At 71.8% G+C, this 26037-nt stretch carries 19 protein-coding genes; 12 read left to right on the top strand and 7 right to left on the bottom strand.

What is annotated here, in order from left to right; genetic code table 11:
* Positions 1-33 precede the first annotated feature (33 nt).
* On the bottom strand, positions 34-1569 hold the full coding sequence (locus QA861_RS03600; RefSeq protein WP_334586720.1) for an APC family permease: 1536 nt from the start codon (positions 1567-1569) through the stop codon (positions 34-36).
* Positions 1570-1699: 130 nt separating this feature from the next.
* Between QA861_RS03600 and QA861_RS03595 the strand changes: the two genes are divergently transcribed.
* From QA861_RS03595 to QA861_RS03585, 3 genes are all read left to right on the top strand, one after another.
* Positions 1700-2428, top strand: a complete 729-nt coding sequence (locus QA861_RS03595) for a TetR/AcrR family transcriptional regulator (protein WP_334586719.1) — start codon at positions 1700-1702, stop codon at positions 2426-2428.
* Positions 2429-2504: 76 nt separating this feature from the next.
* Complete coding sequence (locus tag QA861_RS03590) at positions 2505-2897, top strand: VOC family protein (protein ID WP_334586718.1); 393 nt, start codon at positions 2505-2507, stop codon at positions 2895-2897.
* Positions 2897-3913, top strand: coding sequence for a cation diffusion facilitator family transporter (locus QA861_RS03585; RefSeq protein ID WP_334586717.1), 1017 nt, complete (start codon positions 2897-2899; stop codon positions 3911-3913). The genes QA861_RS03590 and QA861_RS03585 overlap by 1 nt, the downstream gene beginning before the upstream one ends.
* A gap of 67 nt (positions 3914-3980) precedes the next feature.
* Here QA861_RS03585 and QA861_RS03580 read toward each other — a convergent pair whose 3' ends face one another.
* Positions 3981-4430, bottom strand: a complete 450-nt coding sequence (locus QA861_RS03580) for a nitroreductase family deazaflavin-dependent oxidoreductase (RefSeq protein WP_334586716.1) — start codon at positions 4428-4430, stop codon at positions 3981-3983.
* A 111-nt stretch (positions 4431-4541) separates the two neighbouring features.
* On the bottom strand, positions 4542-5174 hold the full coding sequence (locus tag QA861_RS03575; RefSeq protein ID WP_334586715.1) for a LysE/ArgO family amino acid transporter: 633 nt from the start codon (positions 5172-5174) through the stop codon (positions 4542-4544).
* A 158-nt stretch (positions 5175-5332) separates the two neighbouring features.
* Here QA861_RS03575 and QA861_RS03570 point away from each other — a divergent pair, with 158 nt between their 5' ends.
* The gene (locus QA861_RS03570) at positions 5333-5872 is read left to right on the top strand and encodes a flavoprotein (protein WP_334586714.1); all 540 of its coding nucleotides are present in this window, start codon (positions 5333-5335) and stop codon (positions 5870-5872) included.
* 33 nt (positions 5873-5905) lie between these two features.
* Here QA861_RS03570 and QA861_RS03565 read toward each other — a convergent pair whose 3' ends face one another.
* Entirely contained in the window at positions 5906-6778 is an 873-nt protein-coding gene (locus tag QA861_RS03565) for an endo alpha-1,4 polygalactosaminidase (RefSeq protein WP_334586713.1), read from the bottom strand.
* 295 nt (positions 6779-7073) lie between these two features.
* On the opposite strand from QA861_RS03565, the gene QA861_RS03560 reads away from it, so the two are divergent.
* The gene (locus tag QA861_RS03560; RefSeq protein WP_334586712.1) at positions 7074-7679 is read left to right on the top strand and encodes an NADPH-dependent F420 reductase; all 606 of its coding nucleotides are present in this window, start codon (positions 7074-7076) and stop codon (positions 7677-7679) included.
* 128 nt (positions 7680-7807) lie between these two features.
* The gene (locus tag QA861_RS03555) at positions 7808-10654 is read left to right on the top strand and encodes an ATP-binding protein (protein WP_334586711.1); all 2847 of its coding nucleotides are present in this window, start codon (positions 7808-7810) and stop codon (positions 10652-10654) included.
* Positions 10655-10673: 19 nt separating this feature from the next.
* On the opposite strand, the gene QA861_RS03550 is transcribed toward QA861_RS03555, so the two are convergent.
* Positions 10674-11513, bottom strand: a complete 840-nt coding sequence (locus tag QA861_RS03550) for a phytanoyl-CoA dioxygenase family protein (protein ID WP_334586710.1) — start codon at positions 11511-11513, stop codon at positions 10674-10676.
* Between the two features lie 62 nt (positions 11514-11575).
* Between QA861_RS03550 and QA861_RS03545 the strand changes: the two genes are divergently transcribed.
* Both QA861_RS03545 and QA861_RS03540 read left to right on the top strand, forming a co-directional pair.
* Positions 11576-12568: a helix-turn-helix domain-containing protein gene (locus tag QA861_RS03545; protein ID WP_334586709.1), complete on the top strand. Its 993-nt coding sequence runs from the start codon at positions 11576-11578 to the stop codon at positions 12566-12568.
* A 494-nt stretch (positions 12569-13062) separates the two neighbouring features.
* Positions 13063-15000, top strand: coding sequence for a ricin-type beta-trefoil lectin domain protein (locus tag QA861_RS03540; protein WP_334586708.1), 1938 nt, complete (start codon positions 13063-13065; stop codon positions 14998-15000).
* Positions 15001-15021: 21 nt separating this feature from the next.
* On the opposite strand, the gene QA861_RS03535 is transcribed toward QA861_RS03540, so the two are convergent.
* A complete protein-coding gene (locus QA861_RS03535) occupies positions 15022-16293 on the bottom strand; it encodes an arsenic transporter (RefSeq protein ID WP_334590441.1) in 1272 nt (423 codons plus the stop codon).
* Between the two features lie 410 nt (positions 16294-16703).
* Entirely contained in the window at positions 16704-19091 is a 2388-nt protein-coding gene (locus QA861_RS03530; protein ID WP_334586707.1) for a SpoIIE family protein phosphatase, read from the bottom strand.
* Between the two features lie 266 nt (positions 19092-19357).
* Here QA861_RS03530 and QA861_RS03525 point away from each other — a divergent pair, with 266 nt between their 5' ends.
* The 4 genes from QA861_RS03525 to QA861_RS03510 all read left to right on the top strand — a co-directional run bounded on the left by QA861_RS03525 (position 19358) and on the right by QA861_RS03510 (position 25662).
* Positions 19358-22450 (top strand): glycoside hydrolase family 2 TIM barrel-domain containing protein, encoded by a 3093-nt coding sequence (locus QA861_RS03525; protein ID WP_334586706.1) that lies wholly within the window; start codon positions 19358-19360, stop codon positions 22448-22450.
* Positions 22451-22705: 255 nt separating this feature from the next.
* The gene (locus QA861_RS03520) at positions 22706-24949 is read left to right on the top strand and encodes a glycoside hydrolase family 9 protein (protein ID WP_334586705.1); all 2244 of its coding nucleotides are present in this window, start codon (positions 22706-22708) and stop codon (positions 24947-24949) included.
* 83 nt (positions 24950-25032) lie between these two features.
* Positions 25033-25281 (top strand): hypothetical protein, encoded by a 249-nt coding sequence (locus QA861_RS03515; RefSeq protein WP_334586704.1) that lies wholly within the window; start codon positions 25033-25035, stop codon positions 25279-25281.
* Between the two features lie 3 nt (positions 25282-25284).
* Positions 25285-25662 carry a hypothetical protein gene (locus tag QA861_RS03510; RefSeq protein ID WP_006378057.1) on the top strand — a complete coding sequence of 126 codons (378 nt, stop codon included), beginning with the start codon at positions 25285-25287 and terminating at the stop codon, positions 25660-25662.
* Positions 25663-26037 lie beyond the last annotated feature (375 nt).

The following is a 26037-nucleotide window of genomic DNA, read 5'->3' as shown; positions in this document are numbered from 1 at the left end:
GGGGGAGGGGCGAATGCGCTGGGGCGGCGATGGTCACAGCGCCGACCGCTGTTGTACGGCCAGCAGTTGGGGCGCGTCGGCGTCGGTGCCCCGGCCGGTGTCGAAGTACGGGCTCCTGCGGCCCCACTTCGCCCACGCGGCGGCCAGGAAACCGGACGTGACCATCAGCGAAGGTACGAGAAGCAGGAACCAGCCGTTGTCCGGGCTGAGTTCGAGATGGTCGGCGGAGGTGTAGAAGGTCCAGCCGAGATAGCCGCCGAGCCCCAGCAGTGTGGCCGCGCTCAACGCGGGCAGCACCACCGCGCGTATGCCGTCCCGCCAGTTCTCGCGCAGCAGACCCCGGAAGCGCACGGCGGCGGCGAGTGCGGTGAGCGCGTACGACAGGGCGACGACCATGCCGATCGCGTTGACCGCCGCCAGGATCATGTCGGCGAGGCGCGGGATCACCAGGGCGAGCCCCGCGACCGCCGCCGCCAGTACGCCGATCATCAGCGTGCCGGCCGCCGGGGTGCCGTACCGGGGGCTGACCTTGGCCCAGGCCGGGCCGAGCGTCCGGTCGCGGCTCATCGCGAACATCGCGCGGGCCGTCGGGATCACCCCGGCCTGCAACGAGGCCACCGCCGAGAACATCAGCGCGACGAGCGGCAGCGCGGCCAGCGGCTGGTCGGCGAGCCGGTTGCCGAAGAACGCCAGACCCTGGGCGCCGTGGCCCGCCAACTCGCCCTCCGACAGCACCCGTTGGAAGGCGATCGAGCCGAGCAGGAACAGTCCGAGCATGGTCACCAGGGTGGTGATCCCGGCCCGCGACGCCTGCCTCGGGTCCCGCACCTCCTCGTTCACACTGAACGCCGCCTCGAAGCCCCAGTAGCAGAACACCGACAGCAGCATGCCCTGCGCGAGCGCCGACGCCGAGGGGATCTGGAAGGGGTCGAACCAGCTCAGGCTGAAGGGGTGCGGACCGGCGACGATGCCGTAGCCGCAGAAGCCCAGCAGCACGACGTACTCGAAGATCAGCAGTCCGCCCTGGAGCCGTGCGGCCGTTCTGACGCCGGAGACCGCGGTGAGGGTGACGGCGACCAGGACCACGATGCCCACGCCGGTCGTCTGCGCGGTCGACCCCGGGTCCAGGGTCAGCCCGGCCACCCGGTGCACACCCGCGTCGCCCGCCAACTGGAGCACCGCCGAGCCGGTGACCGCCGTGGTGTACGCGAGGAACACCACCGCCGCCACGATGTTCACCCAGCCGACCATGAAGCCGAGCCAGGGGCTGAGTGAACGCCCCACCCACACATAGCCGTTGCCCGCGTTGGGCTCCACCTTGTTCAGCCGGGAGAAGGCGCCCGCGATGCCCAGGATCGGCAGGAAAGCCAGCAGCATGATGGCCGGCAGATGCAGTCCGACCACCCCGGCGGTCACCCCGAGACCGATGCCGATGGTGGTGGTCGCCGCCGTGCTGGACGCGGCGATGGCCACGCTGTCCAGCATGCCGAGGGACCTGCGCAGCGCGGGCTGCCCGGGCGACGCGGCGGATGCGGGCGGGGCGGCTCCGTAACGTTGGGGATCGGTCATGGCGGTCTCCGCTCACACCTGGGGGCCTCGGACGACCCCGGTGAACGCACATGAAACTGCCCGAGGCCTTAACAGGTCAACGGTGTTGTCATAAGGTGCCCGCACCGGCCACCCGCGCAGGAGGAAGTCCGTGAGCGAACGTGTCGTCCCGCCCGCCGCCCGGCGTCGCAGGCGCCCCACCAAGCACGGCGTCGTCCTCTCCGAGGAACTGATCGTCGAGACGGCGATGCGGCTGCTCGGGGAACACGGCGCCGAAGCCCTCTCCGTGCGCCGCCTCGGCCGCGCCCTCGGCGCCGACCCGAGCGCCCTGTACCGCTACTTCCGGGACACCGACGAGCTGATGCTCGCCATCGCCGACGAGCTGATCGGCCGTACGCTGCGCACCTGGCGGCCCAGCGGCGACTGGCTCGCCGACCTGCGTGACCTCGGCCTGCGGATGCACGCCGGAGCACTCGCGCAGCCGCAGGCGGCCGTGCTCAGCTCCTACCGGGTGACCGGACGGGTGTACGAGATCCAGGCCGTGGAGACCGTCCTCGGTGTGCTGCGCGGCGCCGGGTTCCCGGACGCCGAGGCGGTACGGATCTACCACGCCTTCGTCGACCAGTCGCTCGCCTTCGGAGCCCTCGACTCGGCGAACGTGGCCCTGCCCAGGGCCGCCCGTGAGGCGGAGACGGCCGTGTGGCGGGCGACCTACGCCCGGCTGCCCGCCGACACCCACCCGCACATCAACGCGACCGCCCGCCACCTCGTGACGGAGATGCGCCACAGCTCCTACCCGGCGGCACTCGACCTCTTCCTGACGGCCGCGGCGACCCGGCTAGCGCACCTCACCGCGCCAGACGGCCCACGGCCTGTGTGATTTCGGCGTGCGGGGTATCCGAACCGGAGAGGGCAGCGGCGAACAGGGCCGCCCCGGATCCCCGTACGGAGGAAGCATGACCTTGGTGACAGCGGGCGTCGTGGTGCTGGACTGCGCCGAGCCGGAGAAACTCGCCGCCTTCTACAAGGAACTCCTCGCGGCCGAGGAGACGGAGGCGACCGCCAACCGCATCGAGATCCTCGGCGCCGAGGGGACCCGGATGGCGTTCCGCCGTGACGTCAACGCCACCCCGCCGAGCTGGCCGCGCCCAGAGAACTCCCTTCAGGTCCATCTCGACTTCCGGGTCGAGGACCTCGACGAGGTGGAACGCAAGGTGATCGGGCTCGGCGGACGCCCGCTGGACACGAAGGACGCCGGCGGCCCGTACGAGGAGCGCGGGTACTCCGACCCGGCCGGTCACTCCTTCACCCTCTTCAAGGTCGTACCGACGGCCCCCAAGCAGCATTGATGGCTCGCACAGAGGGCAGCGACGGCAGGGACGGCAAGGCGGCGGCCGGTACGTCGTCCGCGGACCGGCGGACGCGTGTGACCGTGCTGGTGGCGCTGGGCGCCAACCTGCTGATCGCCGTCGCCAAAGCCGTGGGCGGACTCCTCACCGGGTCGCCCGCCCTGCTGTCCGAGGCCGCGCACTCGGTGGCGGACAGCCTCAACGAGGTCTTCCTGCTCGCCGCACTGCGCCGCAGCCGCCGCCCCGCCGACCGGCGACACCCCTTCGGCTACGGCAAGGAACGGTTCTTCTGGTCGCTGCTCGCGGCCGTCGGCATCTTCGTCATGGGCGGCTGCTTCTCCTTCTTCCAGGGCGTGGAAGCGTTCAGGAGCGACGCGGAGGAGTCCTTCGGCGGCTATGTGGCGGGCCTGGTCGTGCTCGGGGTGGCACTGCTCGCGGAGGGCGCCTCACTGGGGCGGGCGGTGCACCAGGCACGCGGGGAGAGCGCGAAGGGCACGGGAGCCGCGGGCGCGCTGCGCGATCCCGCCCTGCGCACGGTGATCGCCGAGGACGGCACCGCGGTGCTCGGTGTGACGCTCGCGATCGTGGGCATGGCGCTGCACATGGTCACCGGGCAGGTCGTGTGGGAGGCGTCGGCCTCCCTCGCCATCGGGGTGCTGCTCGTCTGCGTCGCCTTCTGGCTGGGGCAGGACGCGCGCGCCCAGCTCATCGGCGAGGCCGCCGACCCGGAGGTGAGCCGCGAGGTCCGCGACCTGCTGGCGGCCCAGCCCGAGATCGACAGCGTGGAGGCGCTGTTCACGATGAAGATGGGCCTCGACTCCACCCTGGTGGCCGCCCGGATCGACCTGGTCCCCGGGCTCGACAGCGAGCGGGTCGAGGAAGTCGCCGTACGTATCAAGCGCGCGGTCGTCGACGCGGTCCCCGAGGTCGGGGAGATCTTTCTCGATGTGACCGACGCGGCGGCGAAGGAGGCAGCGCAGAGCCCCGCCGCGACGGGGGAGCGCGGCGGGGCCTGAGGCTCAGGTGCCCGGCGGCGCGGAGTTCATTCCTCCGGGCACCGGATTGTTTTCCGTCCGGTGGGGATCAGTTCCCGGCGGCCGGTTCGAGGACGAACACGGGAATCTCGCGGTCGGTCTTCTTCTGGTACTCGGCGTACTGGGGGAACGCGGCGACTGCCCGCTCCCACCACGCGGACTTCTCCTCGCCGGTCACCTCACGGGCGACCATGTCCTGGCGCACCGGCCCGTCCTGCAGGTCGACGTGCGGATCGGCGAGGACGTTGAAGTACCAGACCGGATGCTTGGGGGCGCCGCCCAGCGAGGCGACCACCGCGTACAGGCCGTCGTGTTCCACCCGCATGAGCGGCGTCCGGCGGATCTTGCCGCTGCGGGCGCCCCGCGTGGTGAGCAGGACGACCGGCATGCCGGTGTCGAGGAGAGTCGTTCCCTCGGTGCCGCCGGACTTCTCGTACAACTCCACCTGCTCACGCACCCACTGGGTCGGACTGGCTTCGTACTCGCCCTCAAGAGGCATGGAGTTCGTCCCATCGTCTCGTCGCGTATGACTGTCGCGTACAAAGGTCCAACACTGCGGCGGCCCGGATTCATCCGGACACGGCGGCCGGACCGGTTCCATGTGTCCCCCTCACGCCGGCGACACCACCATCCGCACGGCCAGCGCCATGATCACCGCACTGGACACGAGGGCCGTCACCAGCCGTCCGCGCCGGCCCGTCAGCGCCCGGCCGAGCAAGGCGCCGCCGGAGGCGATCAGTACCTGCCAGCTGGCCGAGGCGAGGAAGGCCGCGAGCACGAACACCCCCTGCTCCCAGGGGGACACGGCGTCCGAGGCCCGGCTGCCGAGCACCAGCGCGGCGAAGTAGATCACGGTGGTGGGGTTGAGCAGTGTGATGCCGACCAGCATGAGAAACGCCCGCGCCGGACTCGGCGGCGTGCTGTCGGCCCGGGTGGAAAGGACCCCGGCGCGGTACTGGCGCAGCGCGCCGAACCCGCCCCTGACCGCGAGCGCGGCCAGCACCACGGCCGAGGCCCAGCGCAGCGGCACCAGCACCGGCTGCAGGGCGCCGGCCAGGGCGGTACCCCCGAGCGCGGCGAGCAGGGCGTAGAGACCGTCTGCGGTGGCGATACCGAGCGCCGCGCAGACGCCGGTCCTGAGGGACGTACGTGCGGTGAGCGAGACGAGATAGGTCGTGACGGCTCCGACCGGGACGGCGATGCCGTACCCCGCGAGAAGCCCCGCGACGAGCGCGGCCGTCATGACCGGGGAAGCACGGGCCTCCAGGGGCGGCCGGGCTGCTGCCGGACCCGCACCGGACGAGCGGTGGCGGGGGACAGCGGCCGGGGGGCTTCGATCGTAGACATGGCGTGATCCTGGGGTCCGGACCCTCCTACCGGCAACTCATTTAGGGTTTCCGGATGACCGAGACGCCCGCACAGGCCCAGAAACCCTTCCTCTACGTCGTCGTCTGTGCCGCCGGAATCGCCTCCGACGTCAGCAAGTTGATCACTGCCGCCGAGGAACGGAACTGGGAGGTCGGGGTCATCGCGACGCCCCTCGCCACGGGGTTCTTCGACACGGACGCCGTCGAGACGCAGACCGGACGCCCGATCCGGTCCGCCTGGCGCAGGCCGGGTGATCCCCGGCCCTTTCCGGCGCCGGACGCCGTGCTCGTCGCACCCGCCACCTTCAACACCGTCAACAAGTGGGCCGCCGGCATCGCCGACACCCTCGCCCTGGGCACCCTGTGCGAGGCGTACGGGCTGGGGGTGCCGATCGCCGTCCTGCCGTGCGTGGGTGACGCGCTGGCCGCCCATCCCGCGTACCGGGTGAGCGTGGAAAGGCTGCGCGGAATGGGGGTGCGGTTCGCGGATCCGTACGCGGGAGAGGTGCGGGAGGACGGCGGGCGGCCGGAGTTCGGGTGGGCGCGGGGGCTGGAGCTGCTCGGCACTCCGTGATGCGTCACGGGATGTCCGTGTCCCCGTTCCGGGTCAGCGGGTCCTGCGGACGTACCCCGCGCTGCCCGGTGTCGACACGTCGACATCCCTGCGTACGATGCTCAGCCGGTCGCCGAAGCTCGCCCGGGCCTTGCGCAGTCCGGTGTCGGTGTACTCGATCACGAGCACCCGGTCGTCGAACGCCTGCGCGTACTGCCCGCACTCGTCGTACTCGCCGCACTCCTCCGCGACCGCGAAGTCCAGTCCGGTCCGCTTTCTGAGCCCGGCCAGCTCCACGGTGTTCTTCTGGCCGACGGCCAGCCCACGGACGTGCGCGTGCCGGGAGAGGAGGGTGATGAAAGCGGTGGCGTCGTCGGCGGTGAGAAGGTCGTCGGAGCGGGTGTAGCTGTCGTAGTTGTCGGGCTCGACCGCGTCGAAGCCCTTGTCCGCGCAGCCGTCGGTCCACTTGTTCACCCGCGCCGCGATCCGTTTCCGCTTCGCCGTCGTGCCGATGTCGAGCAGCGCCTCGTCCCAGTCCTTGTCGACGACGACCTCGCCGTTCGCGTTCCGCAGCAGCAGATCGGCGGGCCACGCCTCCTCCTCGCCGGGCTGAGCCTGGAAGGCGTTGACGTAGCAGACGTTGTACAGACCGGCTGCCGGAGTCGCCGTACGGTCGCGGCTGACGACGCGCACGCCCGCCGGGGGCGGGTAGGCGCCGCCGATCTGGTAGTCGAAGCCGGCGTGCGGCGGCGGCAGCCGGACCTCGGCCGAAGGGGTGGGCGAGGCCGTCGGGCCGGGCCCGGACCCCTGATCCGGCTCCGGCGAGGTACCGCACGCCGTCAGTCCCCACAGGGCCGCGCAGACGGTCGCCAGTACGACCGCGGCCGTCCCGGGACCTTTGACGCGGGGTACACCCTCGACGGGCATGTCCGCTCCATCGGTCGCGGGTGCGGCCCCGCCTCGGACGCCGTGGCGTTCCTGGCGACTCGGGCCGGACTCGGACCATGTCCACCACCGGCTGGGCGCACCTCTGCGTGCCGGACACGCGGCCCGGCACGGTCAGGATCAAAGCGTCCGGCCCGCCCGCAGTCAAATGGACGTCCGTGCGGGGACCGTCGGCCGCAGCCCCAGTCACTTGACAGAAGCCCACGGTCCGACCACCCGGCCATGCTCAGGAGACGTCCTCGTCCGCACGTTCTCGCCGGGTCAGGGAAGGCATGTCATGCGTATCGGCATCATCGGCGCCGGAGCCCTCGGACAGGCCCTCGCGGTCCGTTTCGTGGCCGCCGGGGAGGAGGTTCTCCTCAGTGACAGCCGGGGCCCCCGGTCCCTGCGAGAGGTCGCCGACTCGATCGGGCCGGGTCTCACACCGGCGACCGTGGCGGCGGCGGCCGGCGAGGAGATCGTCGTACTCGCTGTGCCCTGGCGGGAGTTGACCGATGTGGTGGTGGCCGCCGATGTGTCCGACTGGCAGGAACGGGTCGTCATCGACGCCACCAATCCGCTGGGCCCACCCGACTTCCGGGTCGTCGACCTCCAGGGACGCCCCTCCAGCGAGGTCGTCGCCGGGCTGGTGCCCGGCGCCCGGCTGGTGAAGGCGTTCAACACCCTGGCGCCTGCGGTCCTCGGCGCCGATCCGCGTACACCCGCCGGACGCCGGGTGATATTTCTCTCCGGCGACCACGCGGGCGCCAACAACCGGGTCGCCCGGCTCGTCGAACACGCCGGCTGGGCGGCCGTCGACCTGGGCCGACTGGCTGACGGGGGCCGCCTCCAGCAGTTCCCCGGCGGACCGCTGCCGACACTCAGCCTGCTCCTTCAGCCCTGAACCGAGGACCGGCCCCGGACCTCTACGAGGGCGGACGACAGCCAACCCACCGTTTATTGTCAGGACATGATCGGAGACCGCAACCCCTCGGACTTACGTCACCCGTCGGCCCCCGCCAGGTCCGCCGAATGAGCCCCTCCCGCCCCGGCGCGGAGTGGATCGTCGGCCGCGACCGCGAACTCGCCCTGCTGGCCGACCTGGTGAACGAGGCCGCGGCCGAACCCGGCGACCTCCCGGAAGCCCTGCCGAGCGTCCTGGTCGTGACCGGCCAGCCGGGTGCGGGCAAGAGCGTGCTGCTCGACGCCGTCGGCCGTACCGCTCTGCGGGCCGGACTGCGCGTCCTGCGCTGCCGAGGCTGCGAAGGCGAGTCCGGGCTGCCGTTCGCCGGACTGCACCAACTGCTGCGGCCCGTACTGGACCTCGCCGGTGGTCTGCCCGTCCGTCAACGGGCCGCGCTGCTCGGTGTGTTCGGGCTCGACCCCGAGCAGTCCGAGGACGCCGCCCCCGACCCGCTGCTCACCTCGCTCGGCGCCCTCACCCTGCTCTCCGACGCGGCGAGCCGGGGGCCGCTGCTGCTCGTCGTCGACGACGCCCACTGGCTCGACGTGGGTACCCTCGACGTCCTCGCCTTCGTCGCCCGGCGCCTCGAAGGAGAGCCCGTCGCGATGGTGCTCGCCACCCGGGACAACGCCGTACCCCCGCAGTTCGCCCGCGAAAGGCGGCAGTTGACCGTCGAGCCGCTGCCCCCGGCCGCCGCCGGACGCCTCCTCGACCTCCAGCCCGAACCGCCCGTCGGACGCGCCCGCTCCCGCATCCTCGACCAGGCCGCCGGCGTCCCCCTCGCCCTCGTCGAACTCGCCCGGGCGGTCAGCCGCGACCCCGCCACAGGCCAGAACGGCGTCACCGACGCGCTGCCCCTCACCGACCGGCTGGAGGCGATCTTCGCCGCCGAACTGCCCGAACTGCCCGCGCCCACCCGCCGGTTGCTGCTCCTCGCGGCGGCCGCCGAGACGGCCGAACTGCCCGTCATCCTCTCCGCCGCCGGGGACACCGCGGACCCCGCCGACTGGCGGCCCGCGGAACGCGCGGGCCTCGTCCGCATCGACGACGGGCGGCTCCACTTCCGGCACCCGCTGATCCGCTCCGCCGTCTACCAGTCCGCGAGCTACGCGGAGCGCCACGCCGCCCACATCGCCCTGGCAGACGTCCTCGCCGGTGACCCGGACCGGCGCGCCTGGCACCGGGCAGCCGCCGTCTTCGGCGTCGACGAACAGGCCGCCCAGGGACTGGAGGACAGCGCGGGCCGCGCACAACGCCGGGGCGGTTACGCGGCCGCGGCCGCCGCCCTCGAACGGGCGGCCCGGCTCAGTCCCGACCCCGACGTCCGCTCCAGACGCCTGGTCCGGGCCGCGACCCTGGCCATGCACGCCGGACACCCACGCTGGGTCAGCGAGCTGGCCACCCATGTCCTCACCCTCACCGACGACCCGGCCGTCCTCGCCGAGGCCTCGCTCCGGGCCGGCTGGGCGCTCGCCGTGACCACCCGCTTCGAGGACTCGCTCGGCTTCCTGCTGCCGGTCGCCGAGGCCGCCGTCGAGACCCGTCCGGACCTCACCCTCGACGCCCTCAGCACGGCCACCACCCCCGCCTACCACTCCGGGGACCCCTCGTTCCGCGAGCGCATCCAGCGGATCACCGAACGCGTTCCGCCCCAGGACGACGAGAGCGGACGAGCGTGGGCGCTGGCCGGCTGCGACCCCGCACGCCACCGAGAGCAGGCCCTCGCGCTGCTCAGGAGCACCGACTGGATCGAGCCCCCGCCCGGGCACTCCGAGGCGACCGCACCGGACCGCAGACTGTCCCGGCTGGTCGTCGTGGGCGCCGCCGCCTGGGTCCTCGACGAGACCGCCGAGGCCGTCCGCCTGCTCGGCGCCGCCCTCGACCATCTGCGGCGTTCCCCGACGGCCGGCGCCAACGCGACCGTCGCCAACGCCCTCGCGCTCGCCCTGTACGAGAGCGGCTCCTGGACCCGGGCCCGCACGATCTTCGACGAGTCGTACCGGACGGCCGCCGAGGCCGGCCTGGAGATCGTGGCGGCCGGCTCGCCCGTCGTCGGCGCCACCATCCTCGCCCTGCGCGGTGACACCGAGGCGGCCCGCGCCGCCGTGCAACGCGCCATCCACGGCATCGATCTGCCCAACTCCCGCAGCCTGCAGGTCCGGACGCACTACGCCCTCGGCGCCGCCGCCCTCGCCGAAGGTGACCACGCCGGCGCCTACAGCCGCTTCCGGGCCGTCTACACCCAGGACGCCGAGCCCGAGCCGGTGCACTTCCACGCCTCCCACTACTACCTGGCCGACCTCACGGCAGCGGCCGTACGCACCGGCCGCGCCGACGAGGCACACCGGATCGTCGACGCGACCCGGCGTCGCCTCGCGGCCGGCGGGGTCTCCGCCCGGCTGGCCGCCGTACTGCACCGGGCGGACGCCCTGCTGAGCGAAGGGGACGAGGCGGAGGAGCACTTCATCGCGGCGCTCGCCGACCCGGACGGCGAACAGTGGCTGTTCGAGCGGGCGTTGGTCCGACTCGACTACGCGGAGTGGCTGCGCCGCAGACGCCGCTCGGTGGAGGCGCGCCCCCACCTCACCGCCGCCCTCGTCGCCTTCGAACGGGTCGGCGCCCGCCCCTGGACCGAGCGAGCCCGAGCCGAACTGCGGGCCGCCGGCGTCACCCCCACCAGCACCGCGCCGCGTGACGTCCTCGCCGAACTCACCCCGCAGCAGCTCCAGATCGCCCGGCTGGCCGCGGCCGGCCTCACCAACCGGGAGATCGGCGAACGCATCTTCCTCTCGCCCCGCACGGTCGGCTTCCACCTCTACCGCATCTTCCCCAAGCTCGGCGTCACGGGCCGCGCCCAACTCCGCGACGCGCTGCCGGAGTCGCCGGAGCAGCCGGACGGGACGCCGGGCCCGTGATCGGGCGACGGCGCCGCCGTCAGTGCGGTGCGGACGCCCGCCCGAACTCCGTACCGCACGGCCCCGCGTCCTCGCTCTCGCGCAGCCGGACCCGGTCGCCGGTCATGGAGATCGTCCGGTAGAAGTCGCCGATGCGCTCCGTCGAGCGGCCCACGTAGTGCCCGATGAAGGAGCGGCGGAACCGGTCGGCGCTGCGGTTGGGCTGCGAGCCGTGCACCAGGCTGCCGTTGAAGAACAGGACATCACCCGGGGCCATGTCGACCGGCACCGGGGTGAGTCCGGGCGGCGGGGGCACGTACTCCCGGGCGAAGGACACTCCGGCGTCCGCCTCCTGCGGACAGAACAGGTCCATGCGGTGCGTGCCCGGCACGACCTCCAGGCCGCCGTTCTCCCGGTCGATCGTCTCGCAGGCGATCCACGCGGCGACACAGGTGCCCGGCTCGACCCGCAGAAAGAAGTTGTCCTGATGCAGCGCCTGGCCCCGCGCACCCGGCGGCTTGAAATAGAACATGCTCTGCGCGGCCAGCACCTCCTCGCCGAGCAGCACTTCGAGGACGGCCCTCAGCCGGGGATCCAGCAGCCAGCCGAGCGACGGCCCGTGGAACTCGTGCGGCTGCATCACCCGCGGATACGCGTCCAGCGGGTCGGCCGGGCGCCCGTCCTGCCCGGACGGGCGCGGCTCGAAATGCCCCGGCACCGGACCGGCCGCGTGCAGCGCCGCGAACCCGGCGCGGAGCGCGGCGATCTCGTCATCCCCGAACAGGCTCCGCACGACGGTGAATCCGTCCTCCTCGAACCGTCGGCGCTCCTCCTCAGGCAGGATGGAAGCGTCGGCGGCTTCAATGCCTGTGACTGTCATCGTCCACTCCTTCGGTCCGCTGTCACCAGCCGCCACACTAGGGTTCGCCGCCCCTGGGAAGGATGCCCGTGAACGCTGGCCGATTGCCCGAGACCGCTGTCTCCGCACCGCCGCCCGGTCTGGTGACCGTCGGGCGCTACGACGAGGGGCCCGGTTACGCCGTCAACAGGCCCCAGGGCGCCGACAGTTGGCTGTTCACCTGGACGACGGACGGCCACGGTCTGCTGACCCAGGGCGCGGCCGGGTCGCGGGCCGGCGCCGGGGACCTGGTCGTCCTCGGCCCCGGTGTGCCCCACCGGTACCAGGTCCGGCCGGGCGCCCGGCACTGGCGCTTCTGGTGGGCGCACTGCCAGGCCCGCCCCTCCTGGACGGCCTGGCTGAGCCCGTACGCGGTCGGCGACGGCATGTACGTCGTCGCCCCGGTCCCGGGCACCCCGCACGACCGTATGGCGACGGCGTTCGCCCGCATGCTGTCGGACGCCCGCTGGCCGGGCAGCGCGGAACAGCCGCCCGGTTACGCATCCCCCTCCACGCCTGACGGCCCGACAGCCGTCGCCCACGGCGCCGCCGCCAGGGAGCTCGCCCTCTGTTCCCTGGAGGAAATCGTCCTGCTGGCCTCGGCAGCCGCCCGCACCCTGCCGAACCGGCCGGGAGTCGACGCGCGGGTGAGCCGGGCGGAGGCCCTCATCGCCGCCGACCCCGCCGCCCCGCACACCGTCCGATCGCTCGCGGAGGGGGTCGCTCTCTCTCCCTCGCGGTTCGCGCACCTGTTCACCGAGCAGCTCGGCCGGTCCCCGATGCGGGCGCTGCGCGAGGCCCGGCTGAGCCATGCCGCCCGGTTGCTGGAGGCCACCGACCTGCCGGTGGAACGCGTCGCCGCCGCTTCCGGTTTCGCCAGTCCCTTCCACTTCAACCGGGTGTTCCGCGAGCGTCACGGGACGCCGCCGGGCGCGTACCGGGCGCTGTGCAGACGGGGTTCGGCCGAAACCGCGCCCGCTATTGGTTCCGAGGCGGCTGTGGGCGGGAGATGTGAAGGAACCGGTCAACCGGTGTGACGACGGCACCCGTTGCGACGGCGGTCGCACGCCCGGAACCATGAGCTGCGAAAACGCGCAAGGGGCGCGGACAGGACACAGCGGGCGGGCGGTTTTACGCCATCGACGGAGGGCCTGACTCAATGGTTGTGAAACGTCCCTGAGTGAAGTGAATACCGTTTGCGATGAGGGTGTTGATACAGTGGCAATCCGAAAAGGTGCATCCCATTGACGCGCCGTCAACCGCTTTAGGTCACAGAGCAATGCGGAAAACGGCGTGATCTCTTGTTACGGCTCGATGAGCTGTGCAAAGGTGTGCACGTCGGCGTGCGGGCGATCTTTCTCCCTCTGCACGTACGCGACGCCCCCGCTGACTCCCCGCTCCAAAAGAGCTGTCTGCCACGGGTGTTCGCGATGCCGATTCCCCGTTTGGTCGGATCCTGTCGTTTCGTCGGCAGGGTCACATACCCCTAGGTATGGACTAAAACCCGCGTTGTCCGTGGAGGAATACAGACGTGAAAGACGCAGGCCTGTCGAATTCCCCTACCCCGGCTCCCGCGTACGACGCCTCGGATGTCGCACTGAGCGCGGAGCTGAAGAAGTGGACGGGGACGACGCCCGCGCTCCATCCCGTGGGTGAACTGCTCGACCGGCACTGGGAAGCGGCCTTCGCCTATGCCCGTCTGTGCACCAGCGGCCCGCGTCCCGCCGGAATGCTCACCACGGCCGCGTTCACCCGCCTCTTCGGGGAATCCCTGCGTCAGAGCGGCCCCACCTCCGCGTGGCGGCCCCACCTCCTGGTCACCGTGCGCCGACTGGCGGCGGAGTGGGAGGGCGACCACCGGCACGAAATGCTCCACCCCGAACTGCGCTCCACGACCGGCGGAAACCGGGTCGCCGCCCGGCTGCTGCCCGCCCCCGACCGGCGGCTGCTCTCCAGGGCGTTCCAGAACCTCCCGCAGTCCGCGCGCTGCCTGCTCTGGCACGCGGAGGTCGAGGCCGAACCGCTGGAGATACCCGCCGGACTGCTGGGCCTGAGCGTGACGGACGCCGCCGTGGAACTCGGCCGGGCCCGCGGACGCCTGCGCGAGGAGTGCCTGCACGTCCACCGCGAGGTCGTGCAGCAGGAGGAGTGCCGCCGCTACATCCGGCTGATCGACGTCACCTGCCGGCGCCGCAGCTTCGATGTCGACCCCGACCTCGCCAGGCACCTCGCCGACTGCAAGCCCTGCCGGTACGCGGCCGACCAGCTGAACCAGTTCAACGGTGACCTCGCCCTCGCGCTGGCCGAGGGAGTCCTCGGCTGGGGCGCGCGCGCCTATCTGGAGTCCCGCCCGGGCCGCGCCGCGGAGAGCGCCATCGTGGAGGTCGACCAGGCTCCGGTCATCGAGATCGCCACCGTCGAGAGCGTGCTCCCGGTCCCGCGTGTCCTGGCCCAGGCTCCGCCCATGCCCGCGAACCCGCCCGTCACCACCGAGCTGGCTGTCCGCCCCGGATCGCACCGGTCCGCGCACAAGGCGGCCCGGCGTGCCGTCCGCCGCCGCAACCGTGTCCTGGCCGCGGCGACCGTGAGCGCGCTGGTCCTCGTCCCGCTGGTCCTGTGGTCCGTCCTGGGTTCGGACGACGACGAGGGCCAGACCGCCGGGACCAACCCCTCGGACACCGCCACCAACGGCTCCGGCGCGTCCGACAGCGACCCCTCGTGGGTCGGCTCGGGGGAGACCACGAAGGGCGCCCTGCGCGGCCGGCTGCACAACGTCGAGTCCAAACTGTGCATAGGCATCGTCGGCGGCAAGGCCGTCAAGGGCGCGGAGACCGAGCTGACCACCTGCTCGGCGGCGACCGGCCAGGAGTGGACGTACGAGACCGACGGCCTGCTGCGCAACGCCGCCGCCCCGGACCTCTGCCTCGACTCGCACCTCGGCTACTCGGTCCAGCTCGCCCCGTGCACGGGCGTCTCCCAGCCCGGCACCAAGAACGTGCGCTACGACTTCACCCTCCAGGGCACCCTCGTCCCGCGCTGGGACCAGGAGCTGGCGCTGACGCCCGCCACCGCCAGGGGCGAGGCGCCGCTGGTCCTGAAGCCGCGCGCGGAGGTCGCCGACCAGCACTGGGTCTTCGACTCCTCGGCGCCCTCGCTCCAGATGGAGGCCGTCAACTGGGACGCGGCCACCGATTCGAGACCCCCGGTCGTCAAGAAGAGCCCCGAGCCGGCCACGACCCCGGCCCCCACGTCCACGTCGGCCGAGCCGACCGCGACACCGTCGGCGACCACGCAGACACCTTCGGCCTCGAACCCGCCGAACACGCCCTGCTACTCCTACGGGTACTACAACTGCGGAAACAACCCGTATGGGAACAACCCATACGGAAACAACCCGTACGGAAACACCAGCGGCAACCCCTACCCCTACGGCTACGGCGGCGCGTACGGCGGCTGGGGACCCCGCTGACGACCGGGTCCCGGCCCCCTCTCAGCCCCCGAGGACGAGAAGCGAACCCCACAACGCCACCACGGCCGGGATCAGCGCGGCCGGCACGGAGATCAGTCCGAGCCGGGTGAACTCCTTGATCCCGACGTAGTGTTCGTGCTGGTGCACGATGCGCCGCCACAGCAGGGTCGCCAGTGATCCGGCGTACGTCAGGTTCGGACCGATGTTCACTCCGAGCAGCACAGCGAGCACCGCACCGGGACCGGCCGTGGCGGTCAGCGGCAGCAGCACGAGCACCGCGGGCAGGTTGTTGATCAGATTGGCGAGTACGGCGGCCAGCGCGGCGATCCCGAGCAGCGCGGCCACTCCCGTCCCCTCGGGCAGCACCCGGCCGAGCGCGTCCGCGAGCCCGTTGTCCACGACCGCGCGGACGACGATGCCCAGCGCCAGCACGAACGCGAGGAAGCCGGGCGCCGTGGCCCGCAGCACCGTCACCGGGGTGGCCTGCCGTCGTATCAGCGCGCGTCCGGCGAGCACGAGCGCACCCGCGAGCGCGGCCCACGCGGGATCGATGCCCAGCGCGGAGGCCACGACGAACCCGGCCAGTGTGCACGCCACGGTGACGAGGGCGAACAGCGGAAGCGCGGGCGTGTCCGCCGTGCCCGTGTCCACGGGTGACGGGTCCGGCGTCGTCCCGGCCAGGTCGGCGGCGAAGAAGCGCCGGAACACCAGGTACTCGGCGCCGATCGCGACCAGCCAGGGCAGCGCCATCAGCGCGGCGAACCGGGTGAAGCTCAGACCGCTCGCGCTGAACGCCAGCAGGTTGGTGAGGTTGGAGACCGGCAGCAGCAGCGACGCCGTGTTCGACAGATGCGCGCAGGCGTAGGTGTGCGGCTTGGGCCTGACCCCCGTCCGGGCGGCCGTGGCGAACACCACCGGCGTGAGCAGCACGATGGTCGCGTCCAGGCTCAGTACGGCCGTGATCGCCGAGGCGAGCACGAACACCGAGGTCAGCAGCCGGCCCGGCCGGTTCCTCGCCCAGCGGGCCATCCACGCGCCGCAGGCCCGGAAGAGCCCCTCGACATCACAGAAGTGGGCCAGCACCAGCACCGCCGCGAGGAAGCCGACCACCGGCCCGAGCCGCTCGGCCTCCTCCCACGCGTGCTCCGGTGAGATGGCGCCGGTGAGGACCACGAGCCCGGCGGCGGGGACCGCCACGACCGCCTCCGGCAGTCCGAACGGTCGGACTACGGCGCTGGCGAGGACGGCGATGAGCAGGACGACGGACAGTGCCTCGGCGGACGGGGCGTTCAGGGTTCGGTCCTCCGGGACAGGGGGGTCGGTACCCGTCCATGAAAGCAGGTTCCGCCAGCGGGCCCGATGACCGGGTCAGGGTCCGGTGCCGGAACCGAAGACCGTCAGGAACACCGAGGCCTCGTCGCCGTCGACCGGTATCACACCCTTCTCCCAGGTCACCTTCAGCTGCTCCCCCTCGTCCGGCGGCGTCACCAGCAGCTCCTCCGGAGTGACCGTCCCGGCCCCGCCGAGCTCCGGGTCGGCGAAGCTCAGACCCGCCCAGGCGCTCTCGGGAAGGTCGCCGTGTCCACCCTCCTGGGGTCACCGCGCGTACCGCGTCCCGTGCACCGTCACGGGTGTCCGGTACGACCGGCACCCGAAAGTCCCGCGTGGCACCGTATCGAGGCGTCCTCAGCGGCCGCCGGGACTCACATCTCGCCCGTCAGGGACAACTCGGCCCAGATGGTCTTGCCGTCGGGTGTATGGCGGCTGCCCCACCGCTCGGTGAGCTGGGCGACCAGCAGCAGACCGCGGCCACCCTCGTCGAAGGTCCTGGCGCGCCGCAGATGCGGGGCGGTGTGGCTGCTGTCGGAGACCTCGCAGATCAGGGTGGCCGCGTCATGGATGAGCCGCAGCCGGATGGGGTGCGAGCCGTAGCGGATCGCGTTGGTGACCAGCTCGCTCACCACCAGCTCGGTGGTGAACGAGGCCTCGCTCAGATCCCACACGTCGAGCTGCTCGCCGACCTGCTTGCGGATCGGCCCGACGAGCGCCGGGTCGGACGGAATGTCCCACGTCGTGACACGGGAGGCGGGCAGGCCCTGGGTGCGGGCCAGCAGCAGTGCCACGTCGTCCGCCGCGCCGCCCGGCGGGAGCAGGGTGTGCAGGATGCGGTCGCACGTCTCGTCGAGCGAGTCCGCGTACGCCGCCAGCGCGTCGCACAGCATCCGGTGGCCGGCGTCGATATCCCGCTCGCGGCTCTCGATCAGCCCGTCGGTGTAGAAGGCGAGGACCGTGCCCTCGGCCAGATCCAGTTCCGTGGACTCGAACGGCAGCCCGCCCAGACCCAGCGGCGGTCCGGCGGGCAGCCGCACCTGCCGGGGAGTGCCGCCCGGGGTGAGGATGACCGGCGGAGGATGCCCGGCGCGGGCCAGCGTGCAGCGACGTGACACCGGGTCGTAGACCGCGTACAGACAGGTCGCCCCGACCTCGCCCGGGTTGCCGTCGCCGCCGGCCTCGGCGGACAGCCGTACGACGAGATCGTCGAGGTGGGTGAGCAGTTCGTCCGGGGCGAGGTCGATGTCGGCGAGCGTGCGCACGGCGGTACGCAGCCGGCCCATCGTGGCGGAGGCCTGGATGCCGTGGCCGACCACGTCCCCGACGACCATCGCGACCCGCATCCCCGACAGCGGGATCACGTCGAACCAGTCGCCGCCCACCCCGGCCCGTGCGGCCGGAAGGTAACGCGAGGCGGCTTCCAGGGCGGCGGTGCGCGGCAGCGTCCGGGGGAGCAGGCTGCGTTGCAGGGCGAGAGCGGTCTCACGTTCGCGGGAGAACCGGCGGGCGTTGTCGATACAGACGGCGGCCCGGGCGGTCACCTCCTCGGCGAGCAGCGCGTCGTCGGCCGTGAACGGGTCGGGCCGTCGGTACCGGGTCAGTACGGCGACACCGAGGGTCGTACCGCGCGCCGTGATCGGCACGGACATCGAGGAGTGGATACCGAGCTCCCTGACCCGGTCGAGGCGGGCCTTGTCCCAGGCCAGCCACTGTTCGACGGCGGCGGAGGGCAGGGTCGCCACGATGGTGCGGGCCGCCAGGAGGGAGTCGGCCTGGGGCGAGGAGACGGGGTACCGGTCCAGTTGGCCCACCTTGGTCACCGCTTCGGGGCTGCCCGGCATGATCGACCGGTGGGCGGCCCGGCGCAGGCTGAGGGGCGCCGTCAGTTCGGCCGGGCGGTGGTCGCCGCCGTGCTGCGGCGGGTCCAGCAGATCGACGCTGACGAAGTCGGCGAGCGCCGGGACGCAGACGTCCGCCAGCTCCTGCGCCGTCCGGGTGACATCGAGGGTGGTGCCGATGCGTACGCTCGCCTCGTTGACCAGCTGGAGGCGCTCCCGGGCGAGGTACTGGTCGGTGAAGTCGTGGGCCGCGAGACAGACCCCCCGCACCCGGCCCTCGGCGTCCCTGAGGGGCGCGATTCTGGCCAGCCAGGCGTGGGCGTGATCCTCGCCGCCGGTGCGCAGATAGGTCTGGACGTCCTTCGCCCGGCCGCTGGTCAGCACGTCGAGCATGTGCAGCTCCAGCTCCGAGCTGCGCTCCCGGCCCCCTATCTCGGCGATTCTGAGCCCCCGGATGCGCGTCGGCGGCAGCCCGATGACAGCGGCCATGGCGTGGTTGACACCGTGCAGCCGCAGCTGGTCGTCGTAGACGGCGGTCGCACACGGCGCCTGGGCGAGCGCGGCCCGCATCAGCGGGTCGTCGGCCGCGGGCCGGGCACCGTTCGCCAGGGGGGTGACGACGAGCCAGTCGCCTCCGCCGCCGTCCGGGGTCGGCCGGTGGTGGGCGAGAAGCCAGGCGGACACCGTCCGGCCGTCGCGGTGACGCAGGGCGAGAGTGCCGTGCCAGAGGTCCTCCGCCGGCCGGTCGGGCCCGGCCGAGCCGTCGGCGACCAGGAGGGAAGCGGCGGGACGGCCCAGTATCTCGGCCGCCGACCAGCCCAGCAGTTGTCGAGCGCCCTCGTTCCAGCCGGTCAGTGCGCCCCGCTCGTCGACGACGGCCCGCGCCGTGGCGGCATCGTCGAACGGGTACACCGGGCTCATCGCCGCCACTCCGTCGTGAACACTCACAGTGAGCAAGGGGCGTCACTGGTGTTCCACCCTAATGCGTCCTGCCCCGGCGTGGGCAGGAACCCCGCTCTCCCCGGGGCCCGCGCGGGCCGCCGCACGGGGCGGGAATTCAGGCCGTTGTGACGGGTGAGACCGAAGTACGCCACCGAGGTCTTGACGGGTGCATGCACCACGCCGTCAGAATCTGTTTGTTAACGATCAGTTGTGAGTACTTCTGGGGTCTGATGAGGGAGAGTCGCATGACGGTCACGCGCAGATCGGTGCTGGTCGCCGGTACGTCCGCCCCCGCGGCCGGAGCTCTGCTGGGCACCGCGGCCGACGCGCGGGCCGCCGCGGGCCGGGCCGGCCGCCGAACCGTGCCGCTGCGGGACGGCTGGCGCTTCGCGCTGGTCAACGCGGGCGGGATCACCGACCCGACGGGCGCGTACGCCGACGCCCCCGATCCCGCCTACGACGACTCGACGTGGCGAGCCGTCGCGGTGCCGCACGACTGGAGCATCGAACTCGCCCCCACCACCGACCACGGCACCACCAGTGGCACCGGGTTCTTCCCCGGCGGCCTCGGCTGGTACCGCCTCGCCTTCACCCTCCCGCCCGCGCTCGCCGGCAAGCGGATCTCGGTCGAGTTCGACGGCGTCTACATGGACTCGTACGTCTACTGCAACGGCACGGAGCTCGGCCGCCACCCCTACGGATACACCGGATTCACCTTCGACCTCACCGATCTGCTCCACACCGACGGCACCACCGAGAACGTGCTCGCGGTCAAGGTGCAGAACCGCCTGCCCAGCAGCCGCTGGTACTCGGGCAGCGGCATCTACCGCGAGGCCCGCCTGGTCGTCACCGAACCGGTCCACGTGGAGCGCTGGGGTACGTATGTCACCACGCCGGAGATCACCGAGGACCGGGCCGTCGTCCAGGTGCGGACCTCGGTCGTGAACGCGTCGGGCGCCGCCGCCGAGGTCGAGGTCGTCTCCCGGGTGGTCGACCCCCGCGGCCGTACCGTCGCCCGCACGTCCTCCACGGTCACCGTCACCGACCGGTCGAGCGAGACCCATGAACTCACGGTGCCCGAACCGAAACTGTGGGACGTCGCGGCCCCGCACCGCTACACCCTGAAGACCGAACTGCGCGTCGACGGCACCACCGTGGACACCCATCGCACGACCTTCGGCATCCGGAGCTTCCGCTTCGACCCGGACGAGGGTTTCCAGCTCAACGGCGCGCATCACAAGATCAAGGGGGTCGACCTCCACCACGACCTGGGCGCCCTCGGGGCAGCCGTCAGCATCGACGCGATCCGCCGGCAGATGACCATCATGAAGTCGATGGGCGTCAACGCCTTCCGCACCTCCCACAACCCGCCCTCGCCGGAGATGATCCAGGTCTGCGAGGAACTGGGCATCGTGATGATGGTGGAGGCCTTCGACTGCTGGCGCAGCCCCAAGACGCGCTACGACTACGGCCGGTTCTTCGAGGAGTGGGCGGACAAGGACATCACGGAGATGGTGCGGGCCGCCCGCAACTCGCCCGCCGTCCTCATGTGGTCCATCGGCAACGAGATCTCCGAGTTCACCTCCACCGCCGGCCTCACCATCGCGGACCGGCTCATCGCCGCCGTCAAGGCGTCCGACGACACCCGCCCGGTCGTCATCGGCTCCCACCGCCACCGCAGCGTGCCGGCCCCCGGCACCCCCGGCGACCTGATCCTCGCCAAGCTCGACGGCCTCGGCCTCAACTACAACACCGCGGCCTCCGTGGACGCCTTGCACGCCCGCTACCCCCACCTGTTCCTGTTCGAGTCGGAGTCCTCGTCGGAGACCTCCACCCGGGGCGCCTACCAGGAGCCGGAACGCCTCAACACCGGCGAGAACCACACGCCGGGCAGGCGCGCGGTCTCGTCGTACGACAACAACCTCGCCTCCTGGACGATGAGCGGCGAGTACGGCCTGAAGAAGGACCGGGACCGGAAGTGGTTCGCGGGCGAGTTCCTCTGGTCGGGCATCGACTACGTCGGCGAGCCGACCCCGTACGACGTGTTCCCGGTCAAGGCGTCCTTCTTCGGCGCGGTCGACACCGCCGGTTTCCCCAAGGACATGTACCACCTGTTCCGCAGCCAGTGGACGAGCGAGCCCATGGTCCATCTGCTCCCGACGACCTGGAACCACGAACCGGGCGACACGGTCGAGGTCTGGGCTTACGCGAACGTCGACACGGTGGAACTGTTCCTCAACGGAATGTCCCTAGGCACAAGGCGGTTCGACACGAAGAGGACGGTCGACGGCCGCGCCTACCTGGAGACCACCGAGGCCACCGGCGACGACAAGACCGTCACCGCCGGTGCCTGGCCCGGCAGTTACACCAGCCCGACCGGCAGCGCCGGCAAACTTCATCTGACCTGGCATGTGCCCTACGAGCCGGGCGAGTTGAAGGCGGTGGCCCGGCGAGGCGGCCGGGTCGTGGCGACGGACGTCCTGCGGACGGCGGGGCCGGCACACACGGTACGCCTCACCGCGGACCGCAAGTCCCTCGCCGCCGACGGCCGTTCGCTGTGCTTCGTGACCGCCGACGTGGTCGACGCCCGGGGTGTGGTGGTGCCCGGCGCCGAGCATCTGCTCGCTTTCGAGGTCGACGGCGGCTCGCTGGCCGGACTCGACAACGGGCGCGAGGAGAGTGCCGAGCGCTATCAGGCGAGCACCCGAACCGCCTTCCACGGCAAGGCGCTTGCCATCGTCCGGGCGGGCACGGCGGCCGGGCGGCTGAAGGTCACGGCTCGCGCGGCCGGGCTGCGCACGGGAACGCTCACCGTCCGTACGACGGCCGCACGCGACGAGGCGCTGACGCCGGCCACGCTCTTCGCACCCGACCTGGGCCCGGCGACCCCCGTCTACCCTCTGGCGGACGCCAGTTACTCCGGCCGCCCGGACAGTCTGCCCGCCGCGATGCTGGACGGCACGCCGGCCACCGGCTGGTCCAACGCGTTCTACAAGGCACCGACCGCGCTGCTGCCCGCGTTCAGCGGGGCCCGCGCCGAGGACTGGATCAGCGTCGACTGGGGCAGGGCCCGCGACTTCACGCGGATCGAGGTCTCCTTCACGGTGGACGCGACGCACAGCCTGCCCGCGTCGGTCGCGGTGTCCGTGTGGGACGGCGACCGCCATGTGCCGGTGCCGGACGCGACCGTCCAGTGGGCCGACACCTCCGACACACCCACGGCGATCACTTTCGCGGCGGTACAAGGCACGGGGGTGCGGCTGGACTTGACGAGCCGTTACCCGGGGGAGGAGCGGGGCGCGGTGCGGATCAGTCGCCTGGAGGCGCCGGCGGGCTGATCTTCAGCCCGTCCGGCGTTTGAGGACGAGGCCACTTCAGGGCCGAAGCGGCGGTCTGGGGGCGGCAGCCCCCGGGATGGGACGGGTAGGGGCGGCGAGGGCGAAAACCGTAGGTGAGCCCATTCGCGTCCGGACCGTTGACGAAGGCGCGGCGTCTCGCACAGCATGGGCCACGCCCGCATCTGGGAGCGCTCCCACCGCACAGCGCCGCTCTTCTCGCCCACGCGCCCCCACCCTCACCCGAGGAGCCCAGACGTGAAACGACGCAGAACGATCCTGCTCTCGGTGACCGCCCTGCTCGCGGCGGCACTGACCGCGCTGCCCGCCGGTCCGGCCGGCGCCGAAGAGATCGAGCAGGTCAAGAACGGCACCTTCGACACGACCACGGCCCCTTGGTGGACGACCAGCAACGTCACCGCGGGCCTGTCCGGCGGAGGCCTCTGCGCGGACGTCCCCGGCGGCACCACCAACCGCTGGGACGCCGCCGTCGGCCAGAACGACATCACCCTCGTCAAAGGCCAGTCGTACCGGTTCGCCTTCAAGGCGACCGGCACACCCGCCGGACACGTCGTCCGGGCGATCGTCGGCCTGTCGGTGTCCCCGTACGACACCTACTTCGAGGTGAGCCCCCAGCTGAGCGTGTCCGGCGACGCCTACACGTACACCTTCACCGCCTCCGCCGACACCACCCAGGGGCAGGTCGGATTCCAGCTCGGCGGCAGCGCCGACCCCTTCCGGTTCTGTATGGACGACGTGTCGCTGGTGGGCGGGGTACCGCCCGAGGTGTACGAACCGGACACCGGCCCCCGGGTACGGGTCAACCAGGTCGCCTATCTGCCCGCGGGCCCGAAGAACGCCACGCTGGTCACCGGCTCCACGCAGCCGCTGCCCTGGCAGCTGAAGAAGGCCGACGGAAAGACGGTGGCCCACGGCAGTACCGTGCCGCGCGGCATGGACCCCTCCTCCGGGCAGAACGTCCACTCGATCGACTTCGGTTCCTACCGCAAGGGCGGTACCGGCCTCACGCTGGTCGCCGACGGTGAGACGAGCCACCCGTTCGACATCGGCGCGAGCGCCTACGACCGGCTGCGCCGGGACTCGCTGAAGTACTACTACACGCAGCGCAGCGGCATCGCGATCCGCGACGATCTGCGCCCGGGTTACGCGCGCCCCGCCGGCCATGTCGACGTGGCACCCAACCAGGGCGACTCCAAGGTGCCGTGCCAGCCGGGCGTGTGCGACTACACCCTCGACGTCACCGGCGGCTGGTACGACGCGGGCGATCACGGCAAGTACGTCGTCAACGGCGGCATCTCCACCTGGGAACTGCTGAGCACGTACGAGCGCGCGCTGCACGCCCGTACCGGGCAGCGGGACAAGCTCGGTGACGGCACGCTCGCCATCCCGGAGAGCGGCAACAAGGTGCCGGACGTCCTGGACGAGGCCCGCTGGGAGCTGGAGTTCCTGCTGAAGATGCAGGTGCCCGCCGGGCAGCCGCTGGCCGGCATGGCCCACCACAAGATTCACGACGAACAGTGGACCGGGCTGCCGCTGCTGCCGAGCGACGACCCGCAGAAGCGTGAACTGCACCCGCCGACCACCGAGGCGACCCTGAACCTGGCGGCCACGGCGGCCCAGGCGGCCCGGCTGTACCGGCCCTACGACCGCGCGTTCGCCGCACGGGCCCTCGCGGTGGCGCGCAAGGCATGGACGGCGGCCCTGGCCCACCCCGACCTCCACGCCGACCCGAACGACGCGACCGGTGGCGGCGCCTACAACGACACCGACGCGCGGGACGAGTTCTACTGGGCTGCCGCCGAGTTGTATCTCACCACCGGTGAGAAGCCGTTCGAGCGGTACATCCTGAACTCGCCGGTCCACACGTCCGACATCTTCGTCCCCCTCGGCTTCGACTGGGCCAGGACCGCCGCGGCCGGCCGCCTCGACCTGGCGACCGTCCCGAACAAACTCCCCGGCAGGGACAAGGTCCGCCAGTCCGTCGTCAAGGGCGCCGACCGCTATCTGACCACGCTGGCGGCCCAGCCGTACGGCATGCCCTACGCCCCCGACGCCAACGTGTACGACTGGGGCTCCAACGCCCAGGTCCTGAACAACGCCGTCGTCGTCGCCACCGCGTACGACATCAGCGGCGCCTCGAAGTACCGGGACGGCGCGCTCCAGAGCATGGACTACCTCCTGGGCCGAAACGCGCTGAACATGTCGTACGTGACGGGTTACGGCGAGGTCAACTCGCATCAGCAGCACAGCCGTTGGTACGCCCACCAACTCGACCCGAAGTTGCCGAGCCCGCCGGACGGCACGCTCGCCGGAGGCCCCAACTCGAGCATTCAGGACCCCTACGCACAGAGCAAACTGCAGGGCTGCGTCGGCCAGTTCTGCTACATCGACGACATCCAGTCCTGGTCGACGAACGAGCACACGATCAACTGGAACGCGGCCCTGGCCAGGATGGCGTCCTTCGTCGCCGACCAGGGATAGTCGGATGCCCCCTCGGTACCACCACCTCACCGTTCTGACCTGGCCATATTTACGGGTAAGTACCGGCGCGGTACCGTGGGGGCATGCCAGCTCTCAACGTGGAGTTCAGTGACCGCGAGCTAGAGGACCTGCGGCAGATAGCCAAGGAGCGCGGTACGTCCATGAAGGCCCTCGTACGGGAGGCGGCGGCGGCCGACATCGCCCGGCACCGCGCCCTGCAGGAGGGCGCGGAGGAATTCCGGCGGTTCTTCGCGGCCCACGCCGACGAGTTCGCCGCCGCGTTCCCCGAGGACGAACCGGTCGCGTCGGCTCGTCAGGGACGGGTCGCCTGACTGATGGCTCCCGTCATCCACATCGATGTGCCGTGGCTGCTCCAGCGCCACGAAGAGGTCCTCCCGGACCAGCCCACGGTGAACGACTTCTCCGCCCTGGTGGCCGCCGTGGCCCGCCACCGGGTCGACCCGCCACGCCTCGGCGTGGACTCCGACCCGGCCTGGCGGGCCGCCGCGCTGCTGCACACCCTCGCACTGCTCAAGCCGCTGCCGTCGGCCAACGCCCGCTTCGCCTGTGCCACCGCCGTGGCGTACATGTTCGTCAGCGACGTCGGCATCGACCCGCCCTACGGCGCTCTCGTCGACCTGGCCCGCGACCTGATCTCGGGCAAGGCCGACGTCTACGGCGCGGCCGACCGGCTCCGCTCCTGGCAGATCTGAGCGCTTCGTAGCTTCGTAGGTTTGTCGCTTCTTCGGTGTTTCGGTTCTTCCGAATCGTCGAGTCGGGCCGCCCTCGGGGCCGCCGACCGAGGGCGGGAGGAACGGGGTCGGCGGCCGTCGCGCGGGAGAGCCGCCATTTCGCGCGAGGCCTCCGAGAAGGGCCGGTTCCAGTGGACTGCACCGTTGCACGCGCCGGGAGCGTGCGTGGCGCACCGGCGGGTGCGCGCGGTTCACACGGGGCGCGGGGAAAGCATCGAAAGCCGGTACGGGGGTCGAAAGTTGCTCCTGTTGCTGACTTTGCTTCAATGAATGGTTGTTACCCAGGCGCCTTGTTGGCCAGGAGTAACTTGTGCAAGGGTGAACTACTTGTGCAGG

Origin of the sequence: Streptomyces sp. B21-083 (assembly GCF_036898825.1) — a bacterium.
Taxonomy (GTDB): Bacteria; Actinomycetota; Actinomycetes; order Streptomycetales; family Streptomycetaceae; genus Streptomyces.
This window is presented reverse-complemented; position numbering and strand designations above follow the sequence as displayed.

Coding starts and splice junctions, on each gene's coding strand:
- QA861_RS03585 (WP_334586717.1), top strand. CDS start 2,897: ATGGCTCGCACAGAGGGCAGCGACGGCAGGGACGGCAAGGCGGCGGCC.
- QA861_RS03525 (WP_334586706.1), top strand. CDS start 19,358: ATGACGGTCACGCGCAGATCGGTGCTGGTCGCCGGTACGTCCGCCCCC.
- QA861_RS03565 (WP_334586713.1), bottom strand. CDS start 6,778: ATGCCCGTCGAGGGTGTACCCCGCGTCAAAGGTCCCGGGACGGCCGCG.
- QA861_RS03555 (WP_334586711.1), top strand. CDS start 7,808: ATGAGCCCCTCCCGCCCCGGCGCGGAGTGGATCGTCGGCCGCGACCGC.
- QA861_RS03510 (WP_006378057.1), top strand. CDS start 25,285: ATGGCTCCCGTCATCCACATCGATGTGCCGTGGCTGCTCCAGCGCCAC.
- QA861_RS03515 (WP_334586704.1), top strand. CDS start 25,033: ATGCCAGCTCTCAACGTGGAGTTCAGTGACCGCGAGCTAGAGGACCTG.
- QA861_RS03580 (WP_334586716.1), bottom strand. CDS start 4,430: ATGCCTCTTGAGGGCGAGTACGAAGCCAGTCCGACCCAGTGGGTGCGT.
- QA861_RS03600 (WP_334586720.1), bottom strand. CDS start 1,569: ATGACCGATCCCCAACGTTACGGAGCCGCCCCGCCCGCATCCGCCGCG.
- QA861_RS03575 (WP_334586715.1), bottom strand. CDS start 5,174: ATGACGGCCGCGCTCGTCGCGGGGCTTCTCGCGGGGTACGGCATCGCC.
- QA861_RS03550 (WP_334586710.1), bottom strand. CDS start 11,513: ATGACAGTCACAGGCATTGAAGCCGCCGACGCTTCCATCCTGCCTGAG.
- QA861_RS03530 (WP_334586707.1), bottom strand. CDS start 19,091: ATGAGCCCGGTGTACCCGTTCGACGATGCCGCCACGGCGCGGGCCGTC.
- QA861_RS03590 (WP_334586718.1), top strand. CDS start 2,505: ATGACCTTGGTGACAGCGGGCGTCGTGGTGCTGGACTGCGCCGAGCCG.
- QA861_RS03570 (WP_334586714.1), top strand. CDS start 5,333: ATGACCGAGACGCCCGCACAGGCCCAGAAACCCTTCCTCTACGTCGTC.
- QA861_RS03545 (WP_334586709.1), top strand. CDS start 11,576: ATGCCCGTGAACGCTGGCCGATTGCCCGAGACCGCTGTCTCCGCACCG.
- QA861_RS03560 (WP_334586712.1), top strand. CDS start 7,074: ATGCGTATCGGCATCATCGGCGCCGGAGCCCTCGGACAGGCCCTCGCG.